Here is a 23,379-nt window from a genome sequence, read left to right on the forward strand (position 1 = left end):
CACTCATCTGGCACGGTCCACCCCAGGCAAGGGTTGGACGCCGATGGGACGCACCGCGCCGAGGAAACAATTCGCGCCTCTGGATTGTGCAATCGCATCCTGGAAGGGGCCAGGGCCAAAACCGTCCGCAAGTACCGCGATCTGCTCACGGAAGAACTCGAGGAGCTCGCTTCCTGGGACGAAGCCTCGCGCACCCAGTATATGCTTGGCGAGATCGAGAAGACCCGGTGGGAACCGTATGCCACTGCCATCAAACACTTTTTCCTGCCAAACACCGTCTGATTCTTTCTCTCCTGCAGGTTCACACGCGGTGCAGGCGGGCAGCCAGCCCTGGCGCCAGACCCGGTTAACCACACCAAAAGTCGGCGTAAAAGCAACTAAAATTCATTTAATTTCCCTAGGGCACCCCGTTTTTTGCTAACCTTACCGGGTGGACAGTAAAGAGAAAACAGGCCTGATCCTCACAGGCGGTGGAGCACGCGCCGCCTACCAGGCTGGCGTGATGCATGCGATCGAGCGCATTCTCGCCGACGCCGGCCGTCCGGCCCTGCGTTCCCCCTTCGACATCATTTGCGGCACCTCGGCCGGCGCCCTGAACGCGACCGCGCTGGCCTGCCGCGCCGACGACTTTTCCAGCGCCGTGCGCGGCCTCCTTAGCGTGTGGGAGGGCATGGCTGCACACCAGGTGTACCGCGCCGATTCGCTGGCCGTGCTGCGCTCGGGCGCGCGCTGGCTCTCGCTGCTCTCGTTCGGCTGGATGCTGCGAAAATGGCATGCGGCGCCGCCCCAGTCCCTGCTCGACAACACCCCGCTCGCCGGCCTGCTGCACCGCGCGCTCGACCTGCCGCGCCTCGATGCCGCGCTGGCCGACGGCGTGCTGCATGCGCTGGCGATCACCGCTTCGTCCTACAGCAGCGGCCACCACATTACCTTCTACCAGGCCGCGCGCGAGATCGTGCCGTGGACCCGGCACCAGCGCCTGGCCCTGTCGACCCAGATCAGCATCGAGCACCTGCTGGCCTCGAGTGCGATTCCCTTCATCTTCCCGGCCGTGCCGCTCTACCTGGGCGGACGGCGCGAATACTGCGGCGACGGCTCGATGCGCCAGCTGGCGCCGATAGCGCCCGCCATCCACCTGGGCGCGACGCGGGTGCTGGTGGTGGGGGGAGGGCGTATGTCCGAGGCAGCAACCGATCCCGCGCCGGATTCCGGTTATCCGAGCCTGGCCCAGATCGCCGGCCATGCGCTGTCCTCGATCTTCCTCGACAGCCTGGCGGCCGACATCGAGCGCCTGCAGCGCGTGAACCAGACCCTCGAGCGCGTGCCGCCGGAGGCACGGGCGGCGCTGCCGCTACGGCGCCTGGAGCTCCTGGTGATCTCGCCGTCCGAGCGGCTCGACGACATCGCCAGCCGCCACGTCCACACCTTGCCGGCGCCGGTGCGCACGCTGCTGGGCGGGATCGGCGCGCTGGAGTCGCGCGGCGCGGCGCTGGCGTCCTACCTGCTGTTCGAAGGCAGCTATACGCGCGAGCTGATCCGGCTCGGCGAACACGACACCCTGGCCCGGCGCGACGACGTGCTGGCGTTTTTCCCGCAATGAGGGCGCTGCTGCGGATGCTTGCGGCAGCGCTGCTGCTGGCGCTGTGCGCGAACGGCTTGGCCGCGGCGCCGCGTCTGACCCTGCGCTTCGAGCACCTGTCGGTGGCCGAGGGCCTGACGCAGGAAACGGTGCTGGCCGTGGTCCAGGACCGCGACGGCTTCATGTGGTTCGGCACCCAGAACGGGCTGTCGCGCTTCGACGGCTACCGCTTCATCAATTACCGCAGCGTGCCGGGCAAGGCGCGCACCCTGTCGAACAACTGGGTGCGCGTGCTGCACCTCGACCGCCACGGCCGCCTGTGGCTGGGCACCGACGGCGGCCTGAATCTGTACGACCCGGTCACCCGGACCTTCACCGTGTTCGTCCCGAACGAAACCGCAAGGCGCGGCAACGGCAACCGCCATATCACGGCCATCGTCGGCGATGGCCGCGACGGGCTGTGGATCGGCACCAGCGACGGTCTGCAGCATTTCGACACCGTGCTGCGCCGCTTCACGACCTGGCACCACGAAAACGGCAACGAGCGCACGCTGAGCGACGACAGCGTCAACGCCCTGGCGCTGGACGCGGGCGGGCGGCTGTGGGTTGGGACCAGCGCGGGCCTGGACAGCCTGGGCCCCGCGCGCGAAGGTTTCGAGCACCATGCGTCGGGGCTCGGCCCGCGCGAGAATCCGGTGCGCGCGCTGATGATCGACGGCGCCCAGCGCCTCTGGGTGGGCCGGCTGGGCGGGCTGGAACGGCGCGATCTGGCCGGCAAGACGGCCGGCGCGGTGCGCCGCTTCAGCCAGGCCGACGGCCTCGGCCCGTGGTGGATCACGGCGCTGTACCAGGACGCCGGCAACGAGATCTGGATCGGCACCCACGATCATGGTCTGCTGCGCTGGCGCGGCCGCGAGGACGCGTTCGAGAGCCACCGGCACGCCGTCGCCGACCGCCATAGCCTGGCCGACAACCAGGTCTCGGCCCTGTACCGCGACCGCCTCGGCACCTTCTGGGTCGGCACCTGGTATGCCGGCGTGTCGCGGGTGGACCTGGGCAGCGGGGGCTTTGCCCGCATCGTTCGCGGCGACGAAGGGCCTGATGCGCTGGCCGACAGCAAGGCGCTGGCGCTGCTGGCCGACGGCGACAAGCTGTGGGTCGGCACCGGATCCGCGCTGAACCACATCGACCCGGCGACCGGACAAGCCACCGTCTACCGCCACGACCCGCGCAACCCGAACAGCCTGGTCGACATGCCGGCCACCGCGCTGGCGCGCGACCGCAAGGGCCTGCTGTGGATCGGCAGCCGCACCGGCATCACCTCGTTCGACCCGGTGTCGCGCCGGTTCGTGCGCCAGCTGCTGCCGGGCGATGCCGACGCCAACAACGTGCGCGGGGTGACGGCCGGGCCGGACGGCTTCATGTGGATCACCACCCGCGGCGGCCTGCACCGGCTCGACCCGGTCACGCGCAAGGTCGAGAGCTACCGCCACGACCCCGCCAAGTCCACCACCCTGGCCGACGACACCGTGCGTCCGGTGCTGCACGACCGGCGCGGCCGGATGTGGGTCGGCACCTTCGACGGCCTGGACCTGATGGACCGCGCCAGCGGGCGCTTCCGCCACTTCCGCCACGACCCGTTCGACGCGGCCAGCCTGAGCCACGACGAAGTCCATTACCTGTTCGAGGACAGCCGCGGCGACGTCTGGGTCGGCACCGCCGTCGGCCTGAACCGCATGGTCACGGCAAGCGACGGCTCGGTGAGCTTCGTGCGCTATACCACCCGCGACGGCCTGGCCGACGATGCCGTGGCCGGCATCCAGGAAGACGGCGACGGCCGCCTGTGGATCAGCACCAACAACGGGCTGTCGTGCTTCGACCCGGTCAGCAAGCGCTGGCGCAGCTACGCGGCAGCCGACGGCATCACCGAGGGTGCCTTCATCGACGGCGCGGCGCTGCGCGGACCAGACGGAACCCTCTACTTCGGCGGCTTCAACGGCATTACCGCATTCGATCCGCGCGCCATCCGCGACAACCGGGTGCCGCCGCGTCCCGTCATCACAGGCCTGCAGGTATTCAATCGGCCGATCGAGCAGGAGCTGCCCGGCGTCTTGAACCGCCCGATCGAGCATGCCGAGGCGGTGACCTTGCCGGCCGGGGCCTCGGTGTTCTCGCTCGAATTCTCGGCCCTGCACTTCGCGGCGCCGGCGCGTAACCGCTTTGCCTACCGCTTGGATGGCTTCGACAAGGACTGGGTCCAGGCCGATGCCGGCAAGCGCTTCGCCACCTACACCAACCTGGACCCGGGCACCTATGTGTTCCGGGTGCGCGCCGCCAACAAGGACGGCGTCTGGAGCGAGCAGGCGGCCGCGCTGGCGATCACGATCGAGCCGCCGCCCTGGGGCACGCCCTGGTTCCGCGCGATCGCCGCGCTGCTCCTGATTACCTCGGTGTATGCCGGGGTGCGCATGCGCATGTCAGGCCTGCGCCGCCAGAAAGAGCAGCTGGCGCGCCAGGTCGGCGCGCGCACCGAGCAGGTCGAGCAGCAGAACCGCGTGCTGGAAAGCCAGACCCAGGCGCTGCGTGAGCAGGAAATGCGCGTGCGCCAACAGTCCAACGAGCTGGCGCGCGCTTACCGTGCGCTGCAGGAGAACGAGGAATTCCTGCGCCAGGCCAAGCAGCGCGCCGAGGATGCGACGCGCCAGAAGTCCGAATTCCTGGCCAACATGAGCCACGAGATGCGCACCCCGCTGGCTGGCGTGATCGGCATGCTCGGCTTCGCGCTGCGCGACGGCGCGCTGCGCGAGAACACGCGCGACCAGATCGGGCGCGGCCAGGCCAATGCCCAGGCCCTGCTGGCGATCATTAACGACCTGCTCGATTTTTCCAAGATCGAGGCGGGCAAGCTCAGTATCGAGAACATCGACTTCGACCTGCACGGCACGATCCGCGGCGTGGCCAGCCTGTTCGAAGAGCAGGCGGCGGGCAAGAGCGTGGGCTTCGACGTCAGCCTCGACGCCAACCTGCCGCGTTACGTGGTGGGCGACCCGACGCGGGTGCGCCAGGTGCTGGTCAACCTGGTCGGCAATGCCTTCAAGTTCACCAGGTCGGGCAGCATTTCGGTGGAAGTGGAACTGCGCACGGAAGACCAGGTGCGTGGCGACGGCTGGAACATGGTGCGCTTCACGGTGCGCGATACCGGCATCGGCATCCCGGCCGCCGCGCTGCCGCGCCTGTTCCAGAAATTCGAGCAGGCCGACACCACCACCACGCGCCGCTACGGCGGCACCGGCCTGGGACTGGCGATCTGCCGCCAGCTGGTCGCCCACATGGGCGGGTCCATCACCGTCAACAGCCTTGAGGGCAAGGGCAGCACGTTCAGCGTGGTGCTGCCGCTGGCTGACGGCGTCGAGCCTCTGCACCTGGAGCACGAGGCGCTGGCCCCGCATACGCACAAGCTGCGCATCCTGTGCGCGGAAGACTACCCGACCAACCAGATCATCGCGCGCGTGATGATCGAGGAGATGGGCCACCAGGTCGATATCGCCGAGAACGGCACCCAGGCGGTGGCGGCCTGCGCCCGCACCCGTTACGACCTGGTGCTGATGGATGGCCGCATGCCCGAGATGGACGGGGCCACCGCCACCCGCCTGATCCGCGCCGGCGGCACGCCGGACGCCCGGGTGCTCGACCAGCACCTGATGATCGTGGCGCTCACCGCCAACGCCAGCGACGAAGACCGCGCCCGCTACCTGGCCTGCGGCATGGACGCCTTCCTGACCAAGCCGATCGACGAGGACGCGCTGCACCAGCAGATCTCGCGCGCCATCGAGCGCCAGCTCCAGCGCGGCATGCCGTTGGCGCCCATGCCGCCGGCCCCCGCGAGCCCGGACGCGGAACAGGCCCCGATGGCGGCGCTGGACGCGATGTTCGGCGTGGCGCCGGTCCTGGATGCCGTGCCGGCGCCGGTCAATCCGGGCCGCCGCGCCGACGACCTGAAGGCGCGCCTGCAGGCAGCCTTCAGCGCCGACCTGCCGCGCCGCCGCGGCGAGCTCGATGCGGCGCTGGAGGCGGGCGACATGGAGGCCGCGGGCAGGGTGCTGCACGGCCTGCGCGGCAGCGCCGCCCACCTGGGCGAAGCCGCGCTCGAATCCTTGTGCGGCGACCTCGAGGTGGCAGCCGATACCGGCGACCGCGCACGGGTCGTGGCCGGGATGGCGCGTCTGCGCATGCTGCTGGCCGCGTTCCAGGCGTCCGGGGCTTGACCCGGCTCCTGCATATAATGTCGGCATGATCCTTGCAACGACGGTGGATTGAATATGGACACAGGCATGAAGGTTCTGGTGGTGGACGACGACGTGGTGTCGCGCATGATGCTGATGCATCTGGTCGACAGCTGCGGGCAATACGCAATCGCGGAAGCAGAAGACGGCGAGGACGCTTGGGGCCAGCTGGCGGCCGGCTTGCCGCCGGCCATCGTGTTCTGCGACCTGCGCATGCCGAAGCTCTCCGGCATGGAGCTGCTGGCGCGCATGCGCGGCGATGCGGCGCTGGCATCCATGCCCTTCGTGCTGGTGTCGGCCGCGTCCGACGCCGAGACCATGGCCGAAGCCGGGCGCCTGGGCGCGGACGGCTATATCGTCAAGCCCTTCGCACTGGAGCAGGTACGCGCCCAGCTGGCGCGGGTGGCGCAGGCGGATGCAGCGCCGGACGAAGCACCGGCCGAGGTGGCGCAGCGCCTGGGCATCGCGCCCGAGCGCCTGCTGGTCTACCTAGCCGGCCTGCAGCGCCAGCTCGGCGAAGCGGCCGCGGAGCCGGCCACCGCGCCCCTGCTGCGCCTGGCCGAAGGCTGCGCCACGCTCGGGATGCATGCCGGCGCGCTGCGGCTGCGCGCCGCTGCGCAGCAAGCAGGCAGCCAGGGCGCGAGTACCGCCCTCGCATTCGCGCTGGACGCCGCCCGGAGCCAGGAACGACGCACGCAGGCTTGAGGACGATTCCGCTTGCTGACGTATTACTTTAGATTTAAAGTACCTGCGGACTGTTGCCTGAATATCTACAGGAATCCGAGATGACCGCATCCGTAGCACTCCAGCCGTCCGGCTACGCCGACGGCTTCGCCCGCGCCAAGCTGCCGCCCCCGGGCGAATGGCCGGAATTCCTGTTCGACCTGCCCGAACTGCAGTACCCGCCGCGGTTGAACTGCGCCGCCGAACTGCTGGACGGGGCCGCGCCGCGCGGCTGGGATGCCCGCACCGCCCTGGTCGGGACGCGCGAGCGCCTCAGCTATGCGCAGCTGCGCGCGCGGGTCGACCGCATCGCCCACGTTCTACGCGACGACCTCGGCCTGGCCACCGGCAACCGCGTGCTGGTACGCGGCGCCAACTGCCCGACGATGGCGGCCTGCATCCTGGCCGTCATCAAGGCCGGCTGCATCGCGGTGCCGACCATGCCGCTGCTGCGCGCCCGCGAGCTGGGCACGATCGCCGAACGCGCGCAGGTCGACGCCGTGCTGTGCGCGGCCTCGCTGCGCGCCGAGATCGACGCCATGGGGCGCCCCGGGCTGCCGCTGCTGCTGTTCGACGACCCGGGCGCGGCCGATTCGTTAGAGGCGCGCATGGCCGGCCACGACGCCCCGTTCGCGGCGCCCGATACCGCGGCGGACGACGTCTGCCTGATCAGTTTTACCTCGGGCACCACCGGTGTGCCGAAGGGGACGATGCATTTTCATCGCGACCTGCTGGCGATCTGCGACTGCTTCCCGCGCCATACCCTGGGTTCCAGCATCGACGACGTCTTCATCGGCACGCCGCCGCTGGCCTTTACCTTCGGCCTGGGGGGGCTGCTGCTGTTCCCGCTGCGGGTCGGCGCCGGCGCCGTACTGATCGAGAAACTCAGCCCGGAAACGCTCTTGGGGGCCATCGAGCAGCACCGCGCCACGGTCTGCTTCACGGCGCCGACCTTCTACCGCCAGATGGCGCAACTGGCGCCGCGCTTCGATCTCGCGAGCCTGACCCGCACGGTGTCGGCCGGCGAGGCGCTGCCGCTGGCGACGCGCGAAGCCTGGCAGGACGCCACCGGCCTGGCCATGATCGACGGGATCGGCGCCACCGAGATGCTGCACATTTTCATTTCCGCCGCCGGCAGCGAGGTGCGCCCCGGCGCTACCGGCAAGCCGGTGCCGGGCTATGTCGCCTGCATCCTCGACGAAGACGACCAGCCGGTCGCACCGGGCACCATCGGACGCCTGGCCGTGAAAGGGCCGACTGGCTGCCGTTACCTGGACGACCCGCGCCAGCGCGACTACGTGCACGCCGGCTGGAACCTCACCGGTGACGCCTACGAGATGGATGCGGACGGCTATTTCTATTACCGCTCGCGGCTGGACGACATGATCATCTCGGCCGGCTACAACATCGCCGGCGCCGAGGTCGAGGAAGCACTGCTGCACCACCCGGCGGTGGCCGAGTGCGGGGTCGTCGGTCGGCAGGACGCGGAGCGCGGCCAGGTGGTCGAAGCCCACGTGGTGCTCAAGCCCGGTGTGGAAGCGTCGGGCGACACGGCGCTGGCGCTGCAGGAATTCGTCAAGGCGCAGATCGCTCCGTACAAGTATCCGCGCGTGGTGCGCTTCCGCGAACAGCTGCCGCGCACCGAAACCGGTAAACTGCAGCGGTTTAAACTTCGTAACGATGCAGTGTGAGGAAACTATGGCGGATCTGGAAGAGCAGGACCTCGGCAAGGGGCCGGAGCAGGGCAGGGCACCCACGGAGCAGGAGCGCGTGGCCGGGCTGGACCTGGCGAGCCGGCTGACGAGCGAGCACCACCAGTCGCTCAAGCTGTGGCTGCGCATGCTCTCCTGCACCGTGCGTATCGAAAACGAGATCCGCAGCCGGCTGCGCGCCACCTTCAACATCACGCTGCCGCGGTTCGACCTGATGGCGCAGCTCGAACGCTATCCCGACGGGTTGCGCATGGGCGAGCTGTCCAGGCGCATGATGGTCACGGGGGGCAATGTTACCGGCATCACCGACCAGCTCGAACGCGAGAAGCTGGTGGTGCGGGTGCCCGATCCAAGCGACCGGCGCGCCTGGGCGGTGCGCCTGACTCCGGCCGGCCGCACCGCCTTTGCCGAGATGGCGGCCGTGCACGAGCGCTGGATCGACGAGATGCTGGCCGATATCCCGGCCGAGGACAAGGCCGGCCTGATCGCGCAGCTGGCGTCGATGAAGCGGCGCCTCAGGATCGACGAGAATGCCCCCGGTGGCCAGTAAGAGAATGCCGGCATAGAGCGAACCCGTAGCGTGGGCAAGTTCCTTGTCCAGCGCGCCCGGGGAAATAAGCGTTGCAAAAACAAAGTCTTGGGAAGGCGCGACAGTCGGTGTTGGACGCGCCCGTAAGATTTTTCGACAGGAAAAATGGCGGAGTGTTGAGCGGCAAGGCGGCTGTTCTGCTTTGGCTGGACCGCTGGTACAATAGCGGGCTGCAAGACCCGTCTTGCAAATGTGTCGCCATAGTACAATGGATAGTACAAGGTCCTCCTAAGACTTAGATGCAGGTTCGATTCCTGCTGGCGACACCATCTCTTGCGCCCGTGCGGGCGATCCGTGCAAGTTCGGCCCGCATTGCCCTTATTCCCTTCATCGCCGCGTTCCGGTGCTTGCATCGTGGATGCCGAATGGGCGTCGGCGGGCGGCAGCCGCCGGAAACTGCCGGTAGCACGCGCCCAGTCGGTACAATGGGCGCTTCTTTCAATTTTTTTGCCTGTGGCCAGGTCCTGGCGGTGGGCAGGTACATGGATCATGGCTGTCATTTCTCTCTCATCCGCGCAACTGGCCTTTGGCCACGTCGCGCTGCTCGACCACGCTGATTTCTCCCTCGAATCCGGCGAACGCGTCGGCCTGATCGGTCGCAACGGCACCGGCAAATCGTCGCTGTTGAAAGTCATTTCGGGCCGCTTCAAGCTCGACGACGGCCTGCTCGTCATGCAGCAGGGCATCAAGATCGCCTATGTCGAGCAGGAGCCGACCTTCGACCCCGAGACCACCGTGTTCGACGCGGTGGCCGGCGGCATGGGCGACCAGCTGGCGATGCTCAACGAGTACGAAGCGCTCACCGGCCAGTTCGGCGGCGACAACGACGAGGCGCTGATGGAGCGCATGCACGACATCCAGGTCAAGCTCGATGCCACCGACGGCTGGAACCTGCAGCACAAGGTCGACACGACCCTCGACCGCCTGGGCCTGGCTGGCGCGGCCAAGATGGGCACGCTCTCGGGCGGCATGCAAAAGCGCGTGGCGCTGGCCGTGGCGCTGGTGTCGGCGCCGGACGTGCTGCTGCTGGACGAGCCGACCAACCACCTCGACTTTACCTCGATTAAATGGCTGGAAAGCCTGCTGCGCGAATACCGCGGTTCGGTGCTGTTCATTACCCACGACCGCAGCTTCCTGGACAATGTCGCCACGCGCATCCTGGAGCTCGACCGCGGCAATCTGTTGTCGTTCCCGGGCAATTTCACAACCTACCAGGAGCGCAAGCGCGAGCTGCTGGCCAACGAGGAAGTGGAAAATGCCAAGTTCGACAAATTCCTTGCCCAGGAAGAAGTCTGGATCCGCAAGGGCGTTCAGGCGCGCCGCACCCGCGACGAAGGCCGCGTGCGCCGCCTGGAAGCGCTGCGCCTGCAGCGCACCGCGCGCCGCGAGCAGCAGGGCAATATCAAGCTGGACGTCGGCATGGGCGAGCGCTCGGGCAAAATCGTGGCGGACATGGAAAACATCTACAAGGCCTATGGCGAGAAGACCATCGTTACCAACTTCTCTGGCACCATCCTGCGCGGCGACAAGGTCGGCCTGATCGGGCCGAACGGCGCCGGCAAGACCACGCTGCTCAAGATCATCCTGGGCGACGAGACCGCCGACAGCGGCAAGGTGCGCCTCGGCACCAAGCTGAACGTTGCCTATTTCGACCAGATGCGCGCCCAGCTCGATGAAAACGCCAGCTTGGCCGACACCATCGCGCCGGGCAGCGACTGGGTCGAGGTCAATGGGCAGAAGAAGCACGTGATGACCTATCTCAACGACTTCCTGTTCGCGCCGGAACGCGCGCGTTCGCCGGTGAAATCGCTCTCGGGTGGCGAGCGCAACCGCTTGCTGCTGGCGCGCCTGTTCGCCAAGCCGGCCAACTGCCTGGTGCTGGACGAGCCGACCAACGACCTCGACATCGAGACCCTGGAACTGCTGGAAGAACTGCTCGAGGAATACACCGGCACCGTGTTCCTGGTCAGCCACGACCGCACCTTCCTCGACAACGTCGTGACCCAGGTGATCGTGGCGGAAGGTAACGGACTGTGGCGCGAATACGTCGGTGGTTATAGCGACTGGGAACGCGTGCGCGCCAGTGCGCCTGCCATGGCAGCGGTCGCTGCTGCCGCTGCGGCAAACCAGCTTGCCGCCGCCAAGCACGAAGTCGCCAAAGCTGATGAAATATCATTTGCCGCACAGAATACACCTGCTAAAAAGGTAAAGTTGAGCTATAAGGAACAACGTGAGCTGGAAGAGCTGCCGAAGCTGATCGCTTCCCTCGAAGACGAGCAGTCGGCGATTACGGCCCAGCTCAATGCACCTGATTTCTACAAAAAGAACCCGGCCGACGCGCGCCGTATCAACGAGCGCTTTGCCGAGATCGAGGAATTGCTGCTCGACGCCCTGGACCGATGGGAGCGCATGGAAGCCCGCGCCAGGGGAGAGTAGCCTAACCATGGGGGCAAGCAGGCCAGGGCCTGCCAACACGGACATGACCGAGCACAACGATTCCCGTACCGCTCCACCTGTCCGTGGCCCCCATCCTGGCCAAGGCGCCGGCCGCCAGTCCGGCGGGCAACCGGCCGCTCATCCTTCCGCGCATCCTTCCACGGCTGCGCTCGTTACCCCCCTCCTTAGCCGCGCCGCCTGGGTACGCATCCTGCCTTTCGGCGTCTTCATTTTCTTCATCGTCCTCGGTGACATGCTCGAGCGCGCCGGCATCGAACGTGCCGCGCTGCGCTGGCTTTACCCGGTCCAGGCAGGCAGCGTCGCGCTGCTGCTGGCCGCCTTCTGGCGCCATTATCACGAACTCCATGTGCCTCTGCCGAAGCCGGAAGTCCTGCTGGGCAGCGTCGGCGCCGGCCTGCTGGTGCTCGTGCTATGGGTCAATCTCGACACGCCCTGGATGACGGTCGGCGTGAGTGAAGGCTATAACCCCTCCACGGACGGCAGCATCGACTGGCTGCTGGTGGCGGTCCGCATTGCCGGCGCCGCCCTGGTCGTGCCCCTCATGGAAGAGCTGTTCTGGCGCTCCTTCCTGATGCGCTGGGTCGAAGCATCCGATTTCGAGGCGGTCGAACCGGCGCGCGTGGGCCTCAAGGCCGTGCTGGTGTCGAGCCTGCTGTTCGGATTCGAGCACAACCTGTGGCTGGCCGGCATCGTCGCCGGGCTGGCCTACGCCTTTCTTTATATTCGCTACCGCAACTTGTGGTCGGCGGTGCTCGCCCATGCTGTCACCAACGGCGTGCTGGGCGTGTGGGTCGTCGGCACCGGCAACTGGACCTTCTGGTAAATCCCGCCAAGCGCAATGACTTCAGAAAAGACAAACAAGATGACGCTCCTACGCCTACGCCTACGCCCCGTCGCCGCCGCCCTCGCCGGCGCCTTGATCATCTTCCCGGCCGCCCAGGCCCTTGCCCAGCAGCAGGAGGAAGGGCTGCGCCTGTATGGCGGCATCGGCTGGGGCTATGACGACAACCTGCTGCGCGTGCCCGACGACCGTCCTGCTTTTGGCGGCAAACGCAGCGACCGCTGGCGCCAGCTCGATGCCGGCGCCGTCTACAACAAGCGCATCAGCCGCCAGCGGGTAGCAATCGTGGCCAAGGCCTCGAAGGTGAAGTTCGATTATTTCAAGCAGCTCGACTACGATGGTCGCGACCTGCAGGGCACCTGGTTCTGGGAACTGGGCAACAAGTTCGAAGGGCAGGCCGGCGCCAAGTATGAGCGCACCCTGGCGCCGTACACCGACTTCTTCAGCGACGAGCGCAACGTGCGCGAGCAGCGCCGCCAGTGGTTCGACGCCGGCTACAAGATGCACCCGAGCTGGAAAGTGCGCACCGGCTTCACGCGCGACCGCTTCGAGTACGAGCTGCTGCGCCAGCGCTTCAACAACCGCACCGAGCGCGCCAGCGAGGCCGAGCTGCTGTACACGCCGCGCACCGGCAGCTCGATCGGCCTGGTGGCGCGCCGCCTCAAGGGCGAATACCCGTTCCGCCGCCCGAACGCGGTCGCCGGCGCCCTGAACGACGACTTCACCCAGGACGAGCTGAAGGTGCGCGTCAACTGGATCGGCACCGGCACCACCCGGCTGCAAGCCCTGGCCGGCTATGTGCGGCGCGAGCAGCCGTCTTTCGGCGAAGGCAAGACCAGCGGATTCAACGGCCGCCTGAACGCCTTCTACACCCCGCGCGGCAAGCTCGCCTACGAGGCTTCCCTGTGGCGCGAATTCGCACCGATCGAGAGCACCATCGTCAGCTATACGCTCAACCGCGGCGCCAGCATCGGCGCTACCTGGTTTGCTACCGGCAAGATCAAGGTCGAGGCCGACGCCGCCTATGAGGAGCGGGCCTACAACCCGCGCGCCAGCTTCAACGGCGGCGGCGACCTGACCGACTCGCTGCGCCGCGCCAGCGTGCGCGCCACCTGGCAGGTCAAGCGCAAGGTGGCGGTAACGGCAGGCTGGCAGCACCAGCAGCGCAGCGGCTCGCAGGCACTGGGCCTGGGGAGCTTCGATGCGAACACCGTGATGGTGAACGCAAATGTGCTGTTCTGACGCACAGCCTGCAAAGTAAGATATGACGGTCAACGATATCCCGATTATCTCGTTTTTCCAGCGTGTACTCGACCCCCTGATCATCATGGGGGCCCTGTACCTGGCCACGCTATATTACGGCGAGCCATTCTCGGGGTATTCGCTGGTGCTGATGGTCCTGGCCTTCTTCATTTCTTCTTCGGTCTACCAGCATGTCGACCCTTACCGCACCTGGCGCAGCGGCCGCATGCTGGCGTATGCGCGCGATACCATCTTCGGCTGGTGCCTGACCGTCGCAGTGCTCTACTTTCTGGGCTCGGCCAGCGGCCTGAAATATTTCTACGACGAGCGCGTGCTGCTGGCCTGGTTCGTCGCCACGCCGCTCGCCATCCTGGCCAGCCACCTGGCCGTGCGCCAGGCCACGGGCAGCCGCGACCGTTCGCGCGAGGTGCGCTCGATCGTGGTGGTCGGCTGCAACGACGTCGGCATCAAGTTCTCCAAGGTGTGCGACCAGCAGCCGAATTTGTTCATGGACGTGAAGGGCTTTTTCGAGGACCGCGCCGACGAGCGCCGGCCGGCCGCGCTGTGCTATCCGGTGCTGGGCGGCATGGCTGACGTCTGCGCCTATGTGCGCCAGCAACATATCAAGATGATCTTTGTCAGTCAGCCCATCTCGGCCCAGCCGCGCATCCGCAAGCTGGTCGACGAGCTGAAGGACACCACGGCCTCGGTGTATTTCCTGCCCGACGTCTATGTGTTCGACCTGATGCAGGCGCGCTTCGACACCGTGGGCGGGATGCCGGTGATCGCGATCAGCGAGACGCCCTTCATGGGCTTCAACAGCGTGCTCAAGCGCGGCAGCGACGTCGTGATCGGCAGCATAATCCTGCTGCTGCTGGCGCCGCTGATGGTGGTGACCGCGGTGGCCGTCAAGCTGACTTCGCCCGGTCCCGTCATCTTCCGGCAGCGCCGCTATGGGCTGTACGGCGAAGAAATCTATGTCTACAAGTTCCGCTCGATGACGGTGACCGAGGACGGCGCCAACGTGGTGCAGGCCAAGGCCAACGACCAGCGCGTGACCCGCATCGGCGCCTTCCTGCGCCGCACCTCGCTCGACGAACTGCCGCAATTCATCAACGTGCTGCAGGGACGCATGAGCCTGGTCGGCCCGCGCCCGCACGCCGTGGCCCACAACGAGCAGTACCGCAAGCTGATCAAGGGCTACATGCTGCGCCACAAGGTGCGCCCGGGCATTACCGGCTGGGCCCAGGTGAACGGCCTGCGTGGCGAAACCGCCACGCTCGACAAGATGGAAGCGCGCATCCAGTACGACCTTGACTACCTGCGCAACTGGTCGCTGTGGCTGGACCTGTGGATCATCCTGAAGACGGTGAAGGTGGTGCTGACCCGCGAGAACGCGCACTGAACTTGCACGGCAAGGCAGGCATCGAACCAGGGTCGGGGACGGTAGCGGATTTGATGATTATCAATTAACTGTATGCAACGTGCTCCTATTTTTCGCTAACTCTGCAGTAAGTTCGGGAAAGTAAAAAAACGCTTAAACTCGCCTTAAAACTGGTGCGCACGATTGGACAGTTGTTTGCAGGGCCACCAGGCCTGCGTAGAATCGTTGATGAGTTTGCAACTTGCCGGTTCGCCTTCCGGTCCACGCTCATTGCTGAGCAGGGTACAACAGGGACAACAAGATGAAGAAAGCACTCGTTACGGGAGTTACCGGCCAGGACGGCTCCTACCTCGCCGAGCTCCTGCTCGAGAAGGGCTACGAGGTGCATGGCATCAAGCGCCGCGCTTCCCTGTTCAACACCGCCCGCATCGACCACATCTATCAAGACCCGCACGCCGACAACCCGCGCCTCATCCTGCACTACGGCGATCTGTCCGACACCTCGAACCTGACCCGCATCGTGCAGCAGGTCCAGCCCGATGAAATCTACAACCTGGGCGCCATGAGCCATGTGGCGGTGTCGTTCGAATCGCCCGAATACACGGCCGACGTCGACGGCATCGGCACCCTGCGCCTGCTCGAAGCCATCCGCTTCCTGGGGCTGGAAAAAAAGACCCGCTTCTACCAGGCCTCGACCTCCGAACTCTATGGCCTGGTGCAGGAAACGCCGCAGCGCGAAACCACGCCCTTCTATCCGCGCAGCCCGTATGCGGTGGCCAAGCTCTACGCCTACTGGATTACCGTCAACTACCGCGAAGCCTATGGCATGTATGCCTGCAACGGCATCCTGTTCAACCACGAGTCCCCGCGGCGGGGGGAGACCTTCGTCACCCGCAAGATCACGCGCGCCCTTGCGAATATCGCCCAGGGCCTGGACCGGCAGCTTTTCCTGGGCAACCTCGACGCCCTGCGCGACTGGGGCCATGCGCGCGACTACGTCCAGATGCAGTGGCTGATGCTGCAGCAAGACCACCCGGAAGACTTCGTGATTGCCACCGGCCGCCAGTATTCGGTGCGCGATTTCGTCGAGGTGGCCGCGCGCGAGCTCGGCATCACGATCGCCTGGCAAGGGCAGGGCGTGGACGAGCGCGGGTTGGTGGCGGGCGTCGCGGGCGACCGTGCCCCAGGGGTGGCCGTGGGCCAGCCGATCGTCGCGGTCGACCCGCAGTATTTCCGTCCCACCGAGGTCGAGAGCCTGTTGGGAGACCCGGGCCGCGCCCGCGAGCGCCTGGGCTGGGAACCGACCACGAGTTTCGAAGCCATGGTGCACGAGATGGTGGCGCATGACCTTGACACGGCGCGCCGCCACAAGCTGCTCGCATCGCATGGTTACAACGTTGCACTTTCACTGGAGTAAACGTGTTGAACAATCCGCAGCCCTCGCCGCAACAAAGCACACAACACAGCAAGCCGCGCATTTATGTCGCCGGCCACCGCGGCCTGGTCGGCTCGGCCATCGTGCGCGTCCTGCGCGCCCAAGGCCAGGCCGACATCGTCACCCGCAGCCACGACGAACTCGAGCTGACCGACCAGGCCCAGGTGCGCGACTTCTTCCGCAGCGAGCGCATCGACCAGGTCTACCTGGCCGCAGCCAAAGTGGGCGGCATCCATGCCAACAATACTTATCCGGCGGAATTTATCTACGACAACATGATGGTGCAGGCCAATGTCGTTCACGAAGCCTGGCGCGCCGGGGTGCAGAAACTCCTGTTCCTCGGCTCCTCCTGCATCTACCCGCGCCTGGCAGCCCAGCCGATTCGCGAGGAATATCTCATGAACGGCATCCTTGAGCCGACCAACGAGCCCTATGCGATGGCCAAGATCGCCGGCATCAAGCTGTGCGAGAGCTATAACCGCCAGTACGGTACCGACTACCGCAGCGTGATGCCGACCAATCTGTACGGCCCCGGCGACAACTACCACCCCGAGAACAGCCACGTGATCCCGGCGCTGCTGCACCGCTTCCACGAGGCCACCGTCAACAATGCCTCGGAGGTCGTGATCTGGGGCAGCGGCAAACCCATGCGCGAATTCCTGTATGTCGACGACATGGCGGCCGCCAGCGTCTACGTGATGAACCTGGCGCACGAGGTGTATGCGGCCAACACCGACCCGATGCATTCGCACATCAACGTGGGCACCGGCCAGGATGTCACCATCGCCGAACTGGCCCGGCTGGTGGGCGACACGGTCGGCTACCGCGGCCGCATCGTGTTCGACGCCAGCAAGCCGGACGGCACGCCGCGCAAGCTGCTCGACGTCTCCAAGCTGGCCGCGCTCGGCTGGCGCGCGTCGACTGCGCTGCCGGATGGGCTGTGCCGTGCCTACGAGGCCTTCCGCGCGGGTCAGCAGGGCGATGCGGCGCCCGCCCAGGAGCCGGAGCCCGCCCCGGCGGCGGTCGCGGCATGGATGCGCCCGCTGTCAGCGGTGCGTCAGCAAAGTGTTAATTGACGTACAGAGGATGGAACACGCGAACACAGAATGGTCGAGTCCTGATCCTGGGGCGGATCACGCGTAAAGGGTAACGAATAACAACAGACGGGCTGGCGCCCGACACCAACGTCGAGGAAACTATCTTGAAAACCTTTCATCTTGCAAGCAAGCACCCATCCCTTTCCACCCCGCGGCGCCTGCTGTCCACCGCCGCGCTGGTGCTCGCCGCGGCCACCCTCGCCGGCTGCAGCAACGACAAGGCGAAGGAAACCAAGCCGGGACAGGCCCTGGCCAGCGTCAACGGAGAAGAGATCACGGTGCTGCAGCTGAACGAGGAGATGCAGCGCGCCGGCGTGCCGGCGGCGCAGCAGGCAGTGGCCAGCAAGCAGATCCTGCAGGCGCTGATCGACCGCGAGCTGCTCGAAGGCGAAGCGGCCAAGGAAAAGATCGACCGCGACCCGAAGGTGATGCAGGCCATCGAGCGCGCCCGTTCGCTGATCATCGCCCAGGCCTACATGCAGAAGCGCCTGGGTGAACCGGTGCGCCCGACCCCGGCCGAGGTGGAAGACTATTTCAACAAGAACCCGCAATTCTTCGCCAACCGCAAGCAGTTCGGCATGAACGAGCTGATCCTCGCTGCCGCCGACCTGACCCCGGAAGTGCGCGCCGCCGCCGACGGCGCCAAGTCGCTGGAGGAAGTCGCGGTCTTCCTCGATGCCCGCAACATCAAGTATGGCCGCGCCCAGGTTACCCGCAGCACCGCCGACCTCAATCCCCAGCTCTCCGGCAAGCTGCTTGCCATGCCCAAGGGCCAGCTGTTCGTGGTCAAGGAAGGCGACCGCGCGATGCTGATCTCGATTGCCGAAGTGCGCGACGCGCCGGTCACGCTGGCCGTGGCCGCCCCGCAGATCGGACAGTACCTGATGAACAAGAAAAACAAGGAACTGGCCGCCGCCGAGATCCAGCGCCTGCGCGGTACCGCCAAGGTCGATTACCTGAACAAGGAATACGCCCCGACCGCCACTACGCCGGGCGCGACCGTCCCGGCGACGGCTCCCGCGACCGGCGCGCCGGCCGCGCCTGCCGTGGGGCCGGATGCGGCCGCCGTTGCCGGCCAAAACTCGGTCGCGCCGGCGGCCGACGCCTCCGGCACCGACAAGGCCGCGCTCGATCGTGGCGTGGCCGGCCTCAAGTAGTCGCACACCAAACCGTCTGATAACCCTGAACTGAAGGAGCAATCATGAAACGATTCATCAAGTGGATGATGGCCACGGCGCTCGTACTGACCATGGGAATTGCCGGCGCGGCCGAAATCTTGCTGGGCCCTGGCGACGTGGTCAAGCTCTCCGTCTACGGCAGCCCCGACCTCTCGATCGAAACCCGCGTCAGCGAGACCGGCAACATCACGTTCCCGCTGCTGGGCCAGGTGGCCGTCGGCGGCATGCCGGTGGCGGCGGCCGAGAAGAAGATCGGCGACCTGCTCGAGAGGGGCGGCTACCTCAAGAAGGCCCAGGTCAACATGCTGGTGACCACGCTGGCAAGCCAGCAGGTCTCGGTGCTGGGCTATGTCAACCGGCCGGGCCGCTATGCGGTGGACGGGCGCCGCAAGGTGCTCGACCTGCTGGCCATGGCCGGCGGCATGCACGGGGAGGGCGGCGACATCATCAACCTGGTGCGTACCCGCAACGGCAACACCACGCGCGAGACCATCGACGTCATCGAGATGGTGCGCACGGGCGAGCTGAACAAGGACTACGAAGTGGCTGGCGGCGACATCATCTATGTCGAGCGCGCCCCGCGAGCCTACGTCACGGGCGAAGTCGCCCGTCCGGGCCCGTTCCGCCTCGAGCGCGGCATGACCGTCCAGCAGGCGGTCTCGGCCGGTGGCGGGCTGAGCCTGCGTGGCAGCAATAACGGCATGAAGATCACCCGCCGCGATGGCAGCGGGAACCCGGTGACGATCAATGTCAAGGCCAGCGATCCTGTTCAAGTCGACGATGTCATCATAATTCGCGAGAGTTGGTTCTAACAGCTCGACCTGAGCTGGCTGCTTCTGTCCACCCGCTGTCAAGGCAACTGATGCAAAGGTAAGGCCATGAACGTTCATCAATTCCTGCTGATTCTTCTTGCCAGGAAGAAGATCATCCTGTCGACGCTGCTGGTGACGGTCTTGCTGGCGCTGGGCTGGAGCCTGGTGCAGCAGAAGACCTACAAGGCGACCGCATCCGTACTGCTGAACTACAAGGGGGTGGACCCGGTGAGCGGCCTGACCATGCCGGGCAACCTGATGCCGGGCTATATGGCGACCCAGATCGACATCATCAGCAGCAAGAACGTGGCGCTGCGGGTAGTCGATTCGCTGCGCCTGGCGTCGAGCCCGGCGGTGCAGGCCCAGTGGCGCGAAGCCAGCGAAGGCAAGGGTTCGGTGCGCGACTGGCTGGCCGAGCTGCTGCTGAAAAAGCTCGAGATCCTGCCTTCGCGCGAATCGAGCGTGGTCGAGATCAGCTTCAAGGGCGCCGACCCGGCCTTTGCCGCGGCGGTGGCCAATGCCTTTGCCGACGAATACCAGAAGATCAGCGTCCAGCTCAAGACCGAGCCGGCCAAGAAAGCCTCGTCCTACTTCAACGAACAGACCAAGCAGCTGCGCGACAACGTCGAAGCGGCCCAGGCGCGCCTGTCGAAATACCAGCAAGAAAAAGGCATCGTCAGCCTCGACAACAACCGGGTCGACGTCGAGCTCTCGCGCCTGAACGACTTGTCGGCCCAGCTGGTCGCCGCGCAAACCCAGGCGATGGAAGCGAACTCGCGCGAGCAGAATGCCAATGGCCTGGGCTCGGCCGACGTCGCCAACAATGCCCTGATCCAGAACCTGCGGGTGAGCCTGGCCAGCGGCGAAGCCAAGCTGGCCGAAGCGGCCTCGCGCTATGGCCGCAACCACCCCGTCTACCAGTCGGCCAGCGCCGAGGTCGGCAAGATGCGCTCGGAACTCAATGCCGCAGTGGGCAGCATCACCCGCAGCGTCGGCTCCAATGCCCAGGTCTTCCGCCAGCGCGAAGCCCAGCTGCGCGCCGAGCTGGCCGCGCAAAAGACCCGTGTGCTGGAGCTCAACCGTACTCGCGACGAGCTCGGCGTGATGCTGAAAGACCTCGACAGCGCCCAGCGCGCCTTCGATTCGGCCAGCCAGCGTTTCTCGCAGACCCGCATCGAGGCCCAGTCCGAGCAGTCCGACATCTCGATCCTGAATCCGGCGGTGGCGCCAACCGATCCGTCCGGCCCGCGCGTGCTGCTCAATACCCTGGTCTCGATCCTGCTGGGCACCATCCTGGGCGTCGGCCTGGCCCTGCTGCTCGAGCTGCTGAACCGCCCGGTGCGTTCCAGCAGCGACATGAAGGACATGCTGGGCATCCCGGTGCTGGGCACCATCGAATGGCGTCCGTCGCGCCCCCGTGGCGGCGGCATCCGCGCCTTGATGGCCCCGCGCCGCCTGCTGCGCCTGAACTGAAGGCCGGCCCGGTAAGTAAAGCACATCGAGGACTCCGAGGACCGATTATGAATTCATCCGTGCTATCCGCCCTGCCGCTGGACCCCGCCGCCGATTCGAGCATGGGCGCGCTGCTGCTCGACTCGGGCAAGCTCACGCCCGAGAACGCCGAGCGCGTGCTGCGCATGCAGAAAGACCTCGGGATCCGTTTCGGCGAAGCCGCCGTGCGCCTTGGGCTGGTGAGCGAGGACGACATCCAGCAGGTGCTGGCGCGCCAGTTCTCCTATCCCTATCTGCAGAAAGGGCAGGCCAACCTCTCGCCCAAGCTGGTGGCGGCCTATGAGCCGTTCTCGCCCCAGGTCGAGGCGCTGCGCGCGATCCGCAGCCAGCTGATGCTGCGCTGGTTCGCGCGCGGGCGCCGCTCGCTGGCCATTGCCGGCGTGACCCCGGAAGACGGTTCCAGCCTGTTCGCCGCGAACCTGGCGGTGGTGTTCTCCCAGCTCGGCGAGCAGACCCTGCTGGTGGATGCCAATTTGCGCAGCCCGCGCCAGCAAGAAATGTTCGGCGTCAAGCCGCGCCAGGGCCTGTCCGACCTGCTGGCCGGCCGTGCCGACCTCGACGTGATCCAGCGGGTGCCGGCCTTCGTCGATTTGTCCCTGATGCCGGCCGGGACCTTGCCGCCCAACCCGCAGGAACTGCTGGCGCGCGAGGGCTTCCGCAACCTCAATACCCAGCTGGAATCCCGCTACGACGTGGTCCTGTACGACCTGCCGCCGTTCGCGGCCGGTGCCGACGCACTGGCCGTGGCCGGGCGCGCCGGTGGCGTGCTGCTGGTGGCCTGCAAGCACCGTACCCGCGTGGCGAGCATCAGCCGCATGGCCGAGCAGATGGCCGAGTCCGGCGCGGAAGTGGTCGGTTCCGTGGTGGTGGAGTTCTGAGATGGCCACGGCGACCCCGCACGATGCGGCGGCCCGGCCAGCGCCAGGCCCGGCCGGCAACCTGCGCACGGCCTTGCCCGAATGGTGGCCGGTGCTGGCCGGGCTGGCGGCGCTGTTCATTCCCACCTTCTACCGGCTGTTCACCGGCGCCTGGGTCGGCGAGGAACAGGGCCATGGTCCGATCATCTTCTTCCTGGCCGTCTGGCTGATCTGGCGCAAGTGGCTTGACGCGATGGCGGTGGCCGATCCGGCACGCCCGAACTGGCTTGGGTGGCCGGTGCTGGCCGTAGGCCTGGTGATCCACCTGCTGGGCCGCTCGCAGAACATCCTCATGTTCGAGGTCGGCTCGATCATGATGGTGATGGGCGCCGTCGTGCTGCTGAAATTCGGCGCAAAAACGCTGCGCCTGCTGTGGTTCCCTTTCTTCTTCATGCTGTTCATGGTGCCGCTGCCGGGCGAACTGGTGGCCGCCGTGACCATGCCCATGAAAATGGCCGTGTCCTGGGCGACGGAAAGCATCCTGTTCGGGCTGGGCTACCCGATTTCGCGCTCCGGCGTGGTGCTGCAGATCGGCCAATACCAGCTGCTGGTGGCGGACGCCTGCGCCGGCCTGCAGACCCTCCTGACGCTGGAAGCGCTCGGGCTGTTCTACCTGAACCTGATGCGTCACCCCTCGGCCTTCCGTAACATCGGCCTGGCGATCCTGATCATCCCGATCTCGTTCTTGGCCAACGTGATCCGCGTGATCACCTTAACCTTGATTACCTATTATTTCGGCGACGCGGCAGGGCAGGGCTTCCTGCACGGCTTCGCCGGCATGGTGCTGTTCGTCACCGCGCTGCTCTTGATCCTGGCGGTCGATTCGAGCCTGCAGTGGTGGATCAAGCGGCGCGAAACGCATGGCGGCAGCGGCGGGGACGGCCCCGACAGTTCCACGCGCAGGCCCGCCATGAAGGAGGCGACATGAACCGCCGTTTCGCCATCAGCCTGGTGCTGGGCGCGGCCATGGCCGGCACCTCGGCCCTGACCGTGGCGCTCACGCCCAAGGCGCGCGCCCCGCAGGCCCACGAGCGCTTCAGCCTGGAACAAATGATTCCCACCCGTTTCGGCGACTGGACCATCGACCCCTCGGTGGTGCCGCTCGCCCCGGACCCTGAGCAGCAGGGCATGCTGGAAAAAATCTACGACCAAACCCTGTCGCGCACCTATGTCAACCGCCAGGGCCAGCGCGTGATGCTGTCGATCGCCTACGGCGGCGACCAGAGCAAGTCGCTGCAGCTGCACCTGCCCGAGGTCTGCTACGTGGCCCAGGGCTTCCAGATGCTCAAGCAGGGCGACGGTGCGCTGCCCACCAGCTTCGGCGAGGTGCCGGTCAAGCGCCTGGTCGCGCGCCTGCACGAGCGCAACGAGCCGATCACCTACTGGATCACGATCGGCGAGCATGCCACCAAGGCCGGCCTGCAGCAGAAGCTGCGCAAGCTCGCCTACGGCCTGTCGGGCGAAGTCCCGGACGGCATGCTGGTGCGCGTCTCGACCATCCAGGCCGACGAGACCCAGGCCTACCGGGTGCAGGACCGCTTCGTCACCGAAATGCTGGGCGTGATGGCGCCGCGCGACCGTACCCGCCTGGTCGGCGCCGGCCCGGCCCAGGGCTAAG

At 66.6% G+C, this 23,379-nt stretch carries 18 protein-coding genes and 1 tRNA gene; all 19 read left to right on the top strand.

Features of this window, described 5'->3' with window-relative positions; genetic code table 11:
- Positions 1–33: 33 nt before the first annotated feature.
- Complete coding sequence (locus tag AC56K1_RS16875) at positions 34–282, top strand: hypothetical protein (RefSeq protein ID WP_497158948.1); 249 nt, start codon at positions 34–36, stop codon at positions 280–282.
- Between the two features lie 148 nt (positions 283–430).
- Entirely contained in the window at positions 431–1,600 is a 1,170-nt protein-coding gene (locus tag AC56K1_RS16880) for a patatin-like phospholipase family protein (RefSeq protein WP_497158949.1), read from the top strand.
- 14 nt (positions 1,601–1,614) lie between these two features.
- Positions 1,615–5,844 (top strand): hybrid sensor histidine kinase/response regulator, encoded by a 4,230-nt coding sequence (locus tag AC56K1_RS16885; RefSeq protein WP_497158950.1) that lies wholly within the window; start codon positions 1,615–1,617, stop codon positions 5,842–5,844.
- A 54-nt stretch (positions 5,845–5,898) separates the two neighbouring features.
- Positions 5,899–6,567 (top strand): response regulator, encoded by a 669-nt coding sequence (locus tag AC56K1_RS16890; protein WP_497158951.1) that lies wholly within the window; start codon positions 5,899–5,901, stop codon positions 6,565–6,567.
- An 80-nt stretch (positions 6,568–6,647) separates the two neighbouring features.
- Positions 6,648–8,276 (top strand): AMP-binding protein, encoded by a 1,629-nt coding sequence (locus AC56K1_RS16895; protein ID WP_497158952.1) that lies wholly within the window; start codon positions 6,648–6,650, stop codon positions 8,274–8,276.
- A 7-nt stretch (positions 8,277–8,283) separates the two neighbouring features.
- The gene (locus tag AC56K1_RS16900; RefSeq protein WP_497158953.1) at positions 8,284–8,847 is read left to right on the top strand and encodes a MarR family winged helix-turn-helix transcriptional regulator; all 564 of its coding nucleotides are present in this window, start codon (positions 8,284–8,286) and stop codon (positions 8,845–8,847) included.
- A gap of 233 nt (positions 8,848–9,080) precedes the next feature.
- Positions 9,081–9,155: transfer RNA gene (locus AC56K1_RS16905), tRNA-Arg, on the top strand.
- Between the two features lie 220 nt (positions 9,156–9,375).
- Complete coding sequence (locus AC56K1_RS16910) at positions 9,376–11,322, top strand: ATP-binding cassette domain-containing protein (protein ID WP_497158954.1); 1,947 nt, start codon at positions 9,376–9,378, stop codon at positions 11,320–11,322.
- Between the two features lie 43 nt (positions 11,323–11,365).
- Positions 11,366–12,166 (top strand): CAAX prenyl protease-related protein, encoded by an 801-nt coding sequence (locus AC56K1_RS16915; RefSeq protein ID WP_497158955.1) that lies wholly within the window; start codon positions 11,366–11,368, stop codon positions 12,164–12,166.
- 39 nt (positions 12,167–12,205) lie between these two features.
- The gene (epsL, locus tag AC56K1_RS16920) at positions 12,206–13,426 is read left to right on the top strand and encodes an XrtB/PEP-CTERM-associated polysaccharide biosynthesis outer membrane protein EpsL (RefSeq protein ID WP_497158956.1); all 1,221 of its coding nucleotides are present in this window, start codon (positions 12,206–12,208) and stop codon (positions 13,424–13,426) included.
- A 22-nt stretch (positions 13,427–13,448) separates the two neighbouring features.
- A complete protein-coding gene (locus AC56K1_RS16925) occupies positions 13,449–14,831 on the top strand; it encodes an undecaprenyl-phosphate glucose phosphotransferase (RefSeq protein ID WP_497158957.1) in 1,383 nt (460 codons plus the stop codon).
- Between the two features lie 280 nt (positions 14,832–15,111).
- The gene (gmd, locus tag AC56K1_RS16930) at positions 15,112–16,227 is read left to right on the top strand and encodes a GDP-mannose 4,6-dehydratase (RefSeq protein WP_497158958.1); all 1,116 of its coding nucleotides are present in this window, start codon (positions 15,112–15,114) and stop codon (positions 16,225–16,227) included.
- 2 nt (positions 16,228–16,229) lie between these two features.
- Positions 16,230–17,321, top strand: a complete 1,092-nt coding sequence (fcl, locus tag AC56K1_RS16935) for a GDP-L-fucose synthase (RefSeq protein ID WP_497158959.1) — start codon at positions 16,230–16,232, stop codon at positions 17,319–17,321.
- A gap of 125 nt (positions 17,322–17,446) precedes the next feature.
- Complete coding sequence (locus AC56K1_RS16940) at positions 17,447–18,499, top strand: EpsD family peptidyl-prolyl cis-trans isomerase (RefSeq protein WP_497158960.1); 1,053 nt, start codon at positions 17,447–17,449, stop codon at positions 18,497–18,499.
- 44 nt (positions 18,500–18,543) lie between these two features.
- Complete coding sequence (epsE, locus tag AC56K1_RS16945) at positions 18,544–19,332, top strand: polysaccharide export protein EpsE (protein ID WP_497158961.1); 789 nt, start codon at positions 18,544–18,546, stop codon at positions 19,330–19,332.
- A gap of 66 nt (positions 19,333–19,398) precedes the next feature.
- Complete coding sequence (gene epsF / locus AC56K1_RS16950; protein WP_497158962.1) at positions 19,399–20,805, top strand: chain length determinant protein EpsF; 1,407 nt, start codon at positions 19,399–19,401, stop codon at positions 20,803–20,805.
- A 47-nt stretch (positions 20,806–20,852) separates the two neighbouring features.
- Positions 20,853–21,722: a chain length determinant protein tyrosine kinase EpsG gene (gene epsG / locus AC56K1_RS16955; protein WP_497158963.1), complete on the top strand. Its 870-nt coding sequence runs from the start codon at positions 20,853–20,855 to the stop codon at positions 21,720–21,722.
- Position 21,723: 1 nt separating this feature from the next.
- Positions 21,724–22,689 carry an exosortase B gene (gene xrtB / locus AC56K1_RS16960; RefSeq protein ID WP_497158964.1) on the top strand — a complete coding sequence of 322 codons (966 nt, stop codon included), beginning with the start codon at positions 21,724–21,726 and terminating at the stop codon, positions 22,687–22,689.
- On the top strand, positions 22,686–23,378 hold the full coding sequence (epsI, locus tag AC56K1_RS16965) for an exosortase-associated protein EpsI, B-type (protein WP_497158965.1): 693 nt from the start codon (positions 22,686–22,688) through the stop codon (positions 23,376–23,378). The genes xrtB and epsI overlap by 4 nt, the downstream gene beginning before the upstream one ends.
- Position 23,379 lies beyond the last annotated feature (1 nt).

The sequence above is a fragment of the Telluria sp. ZB4P37 genome, from assembly GCF_059685855.1.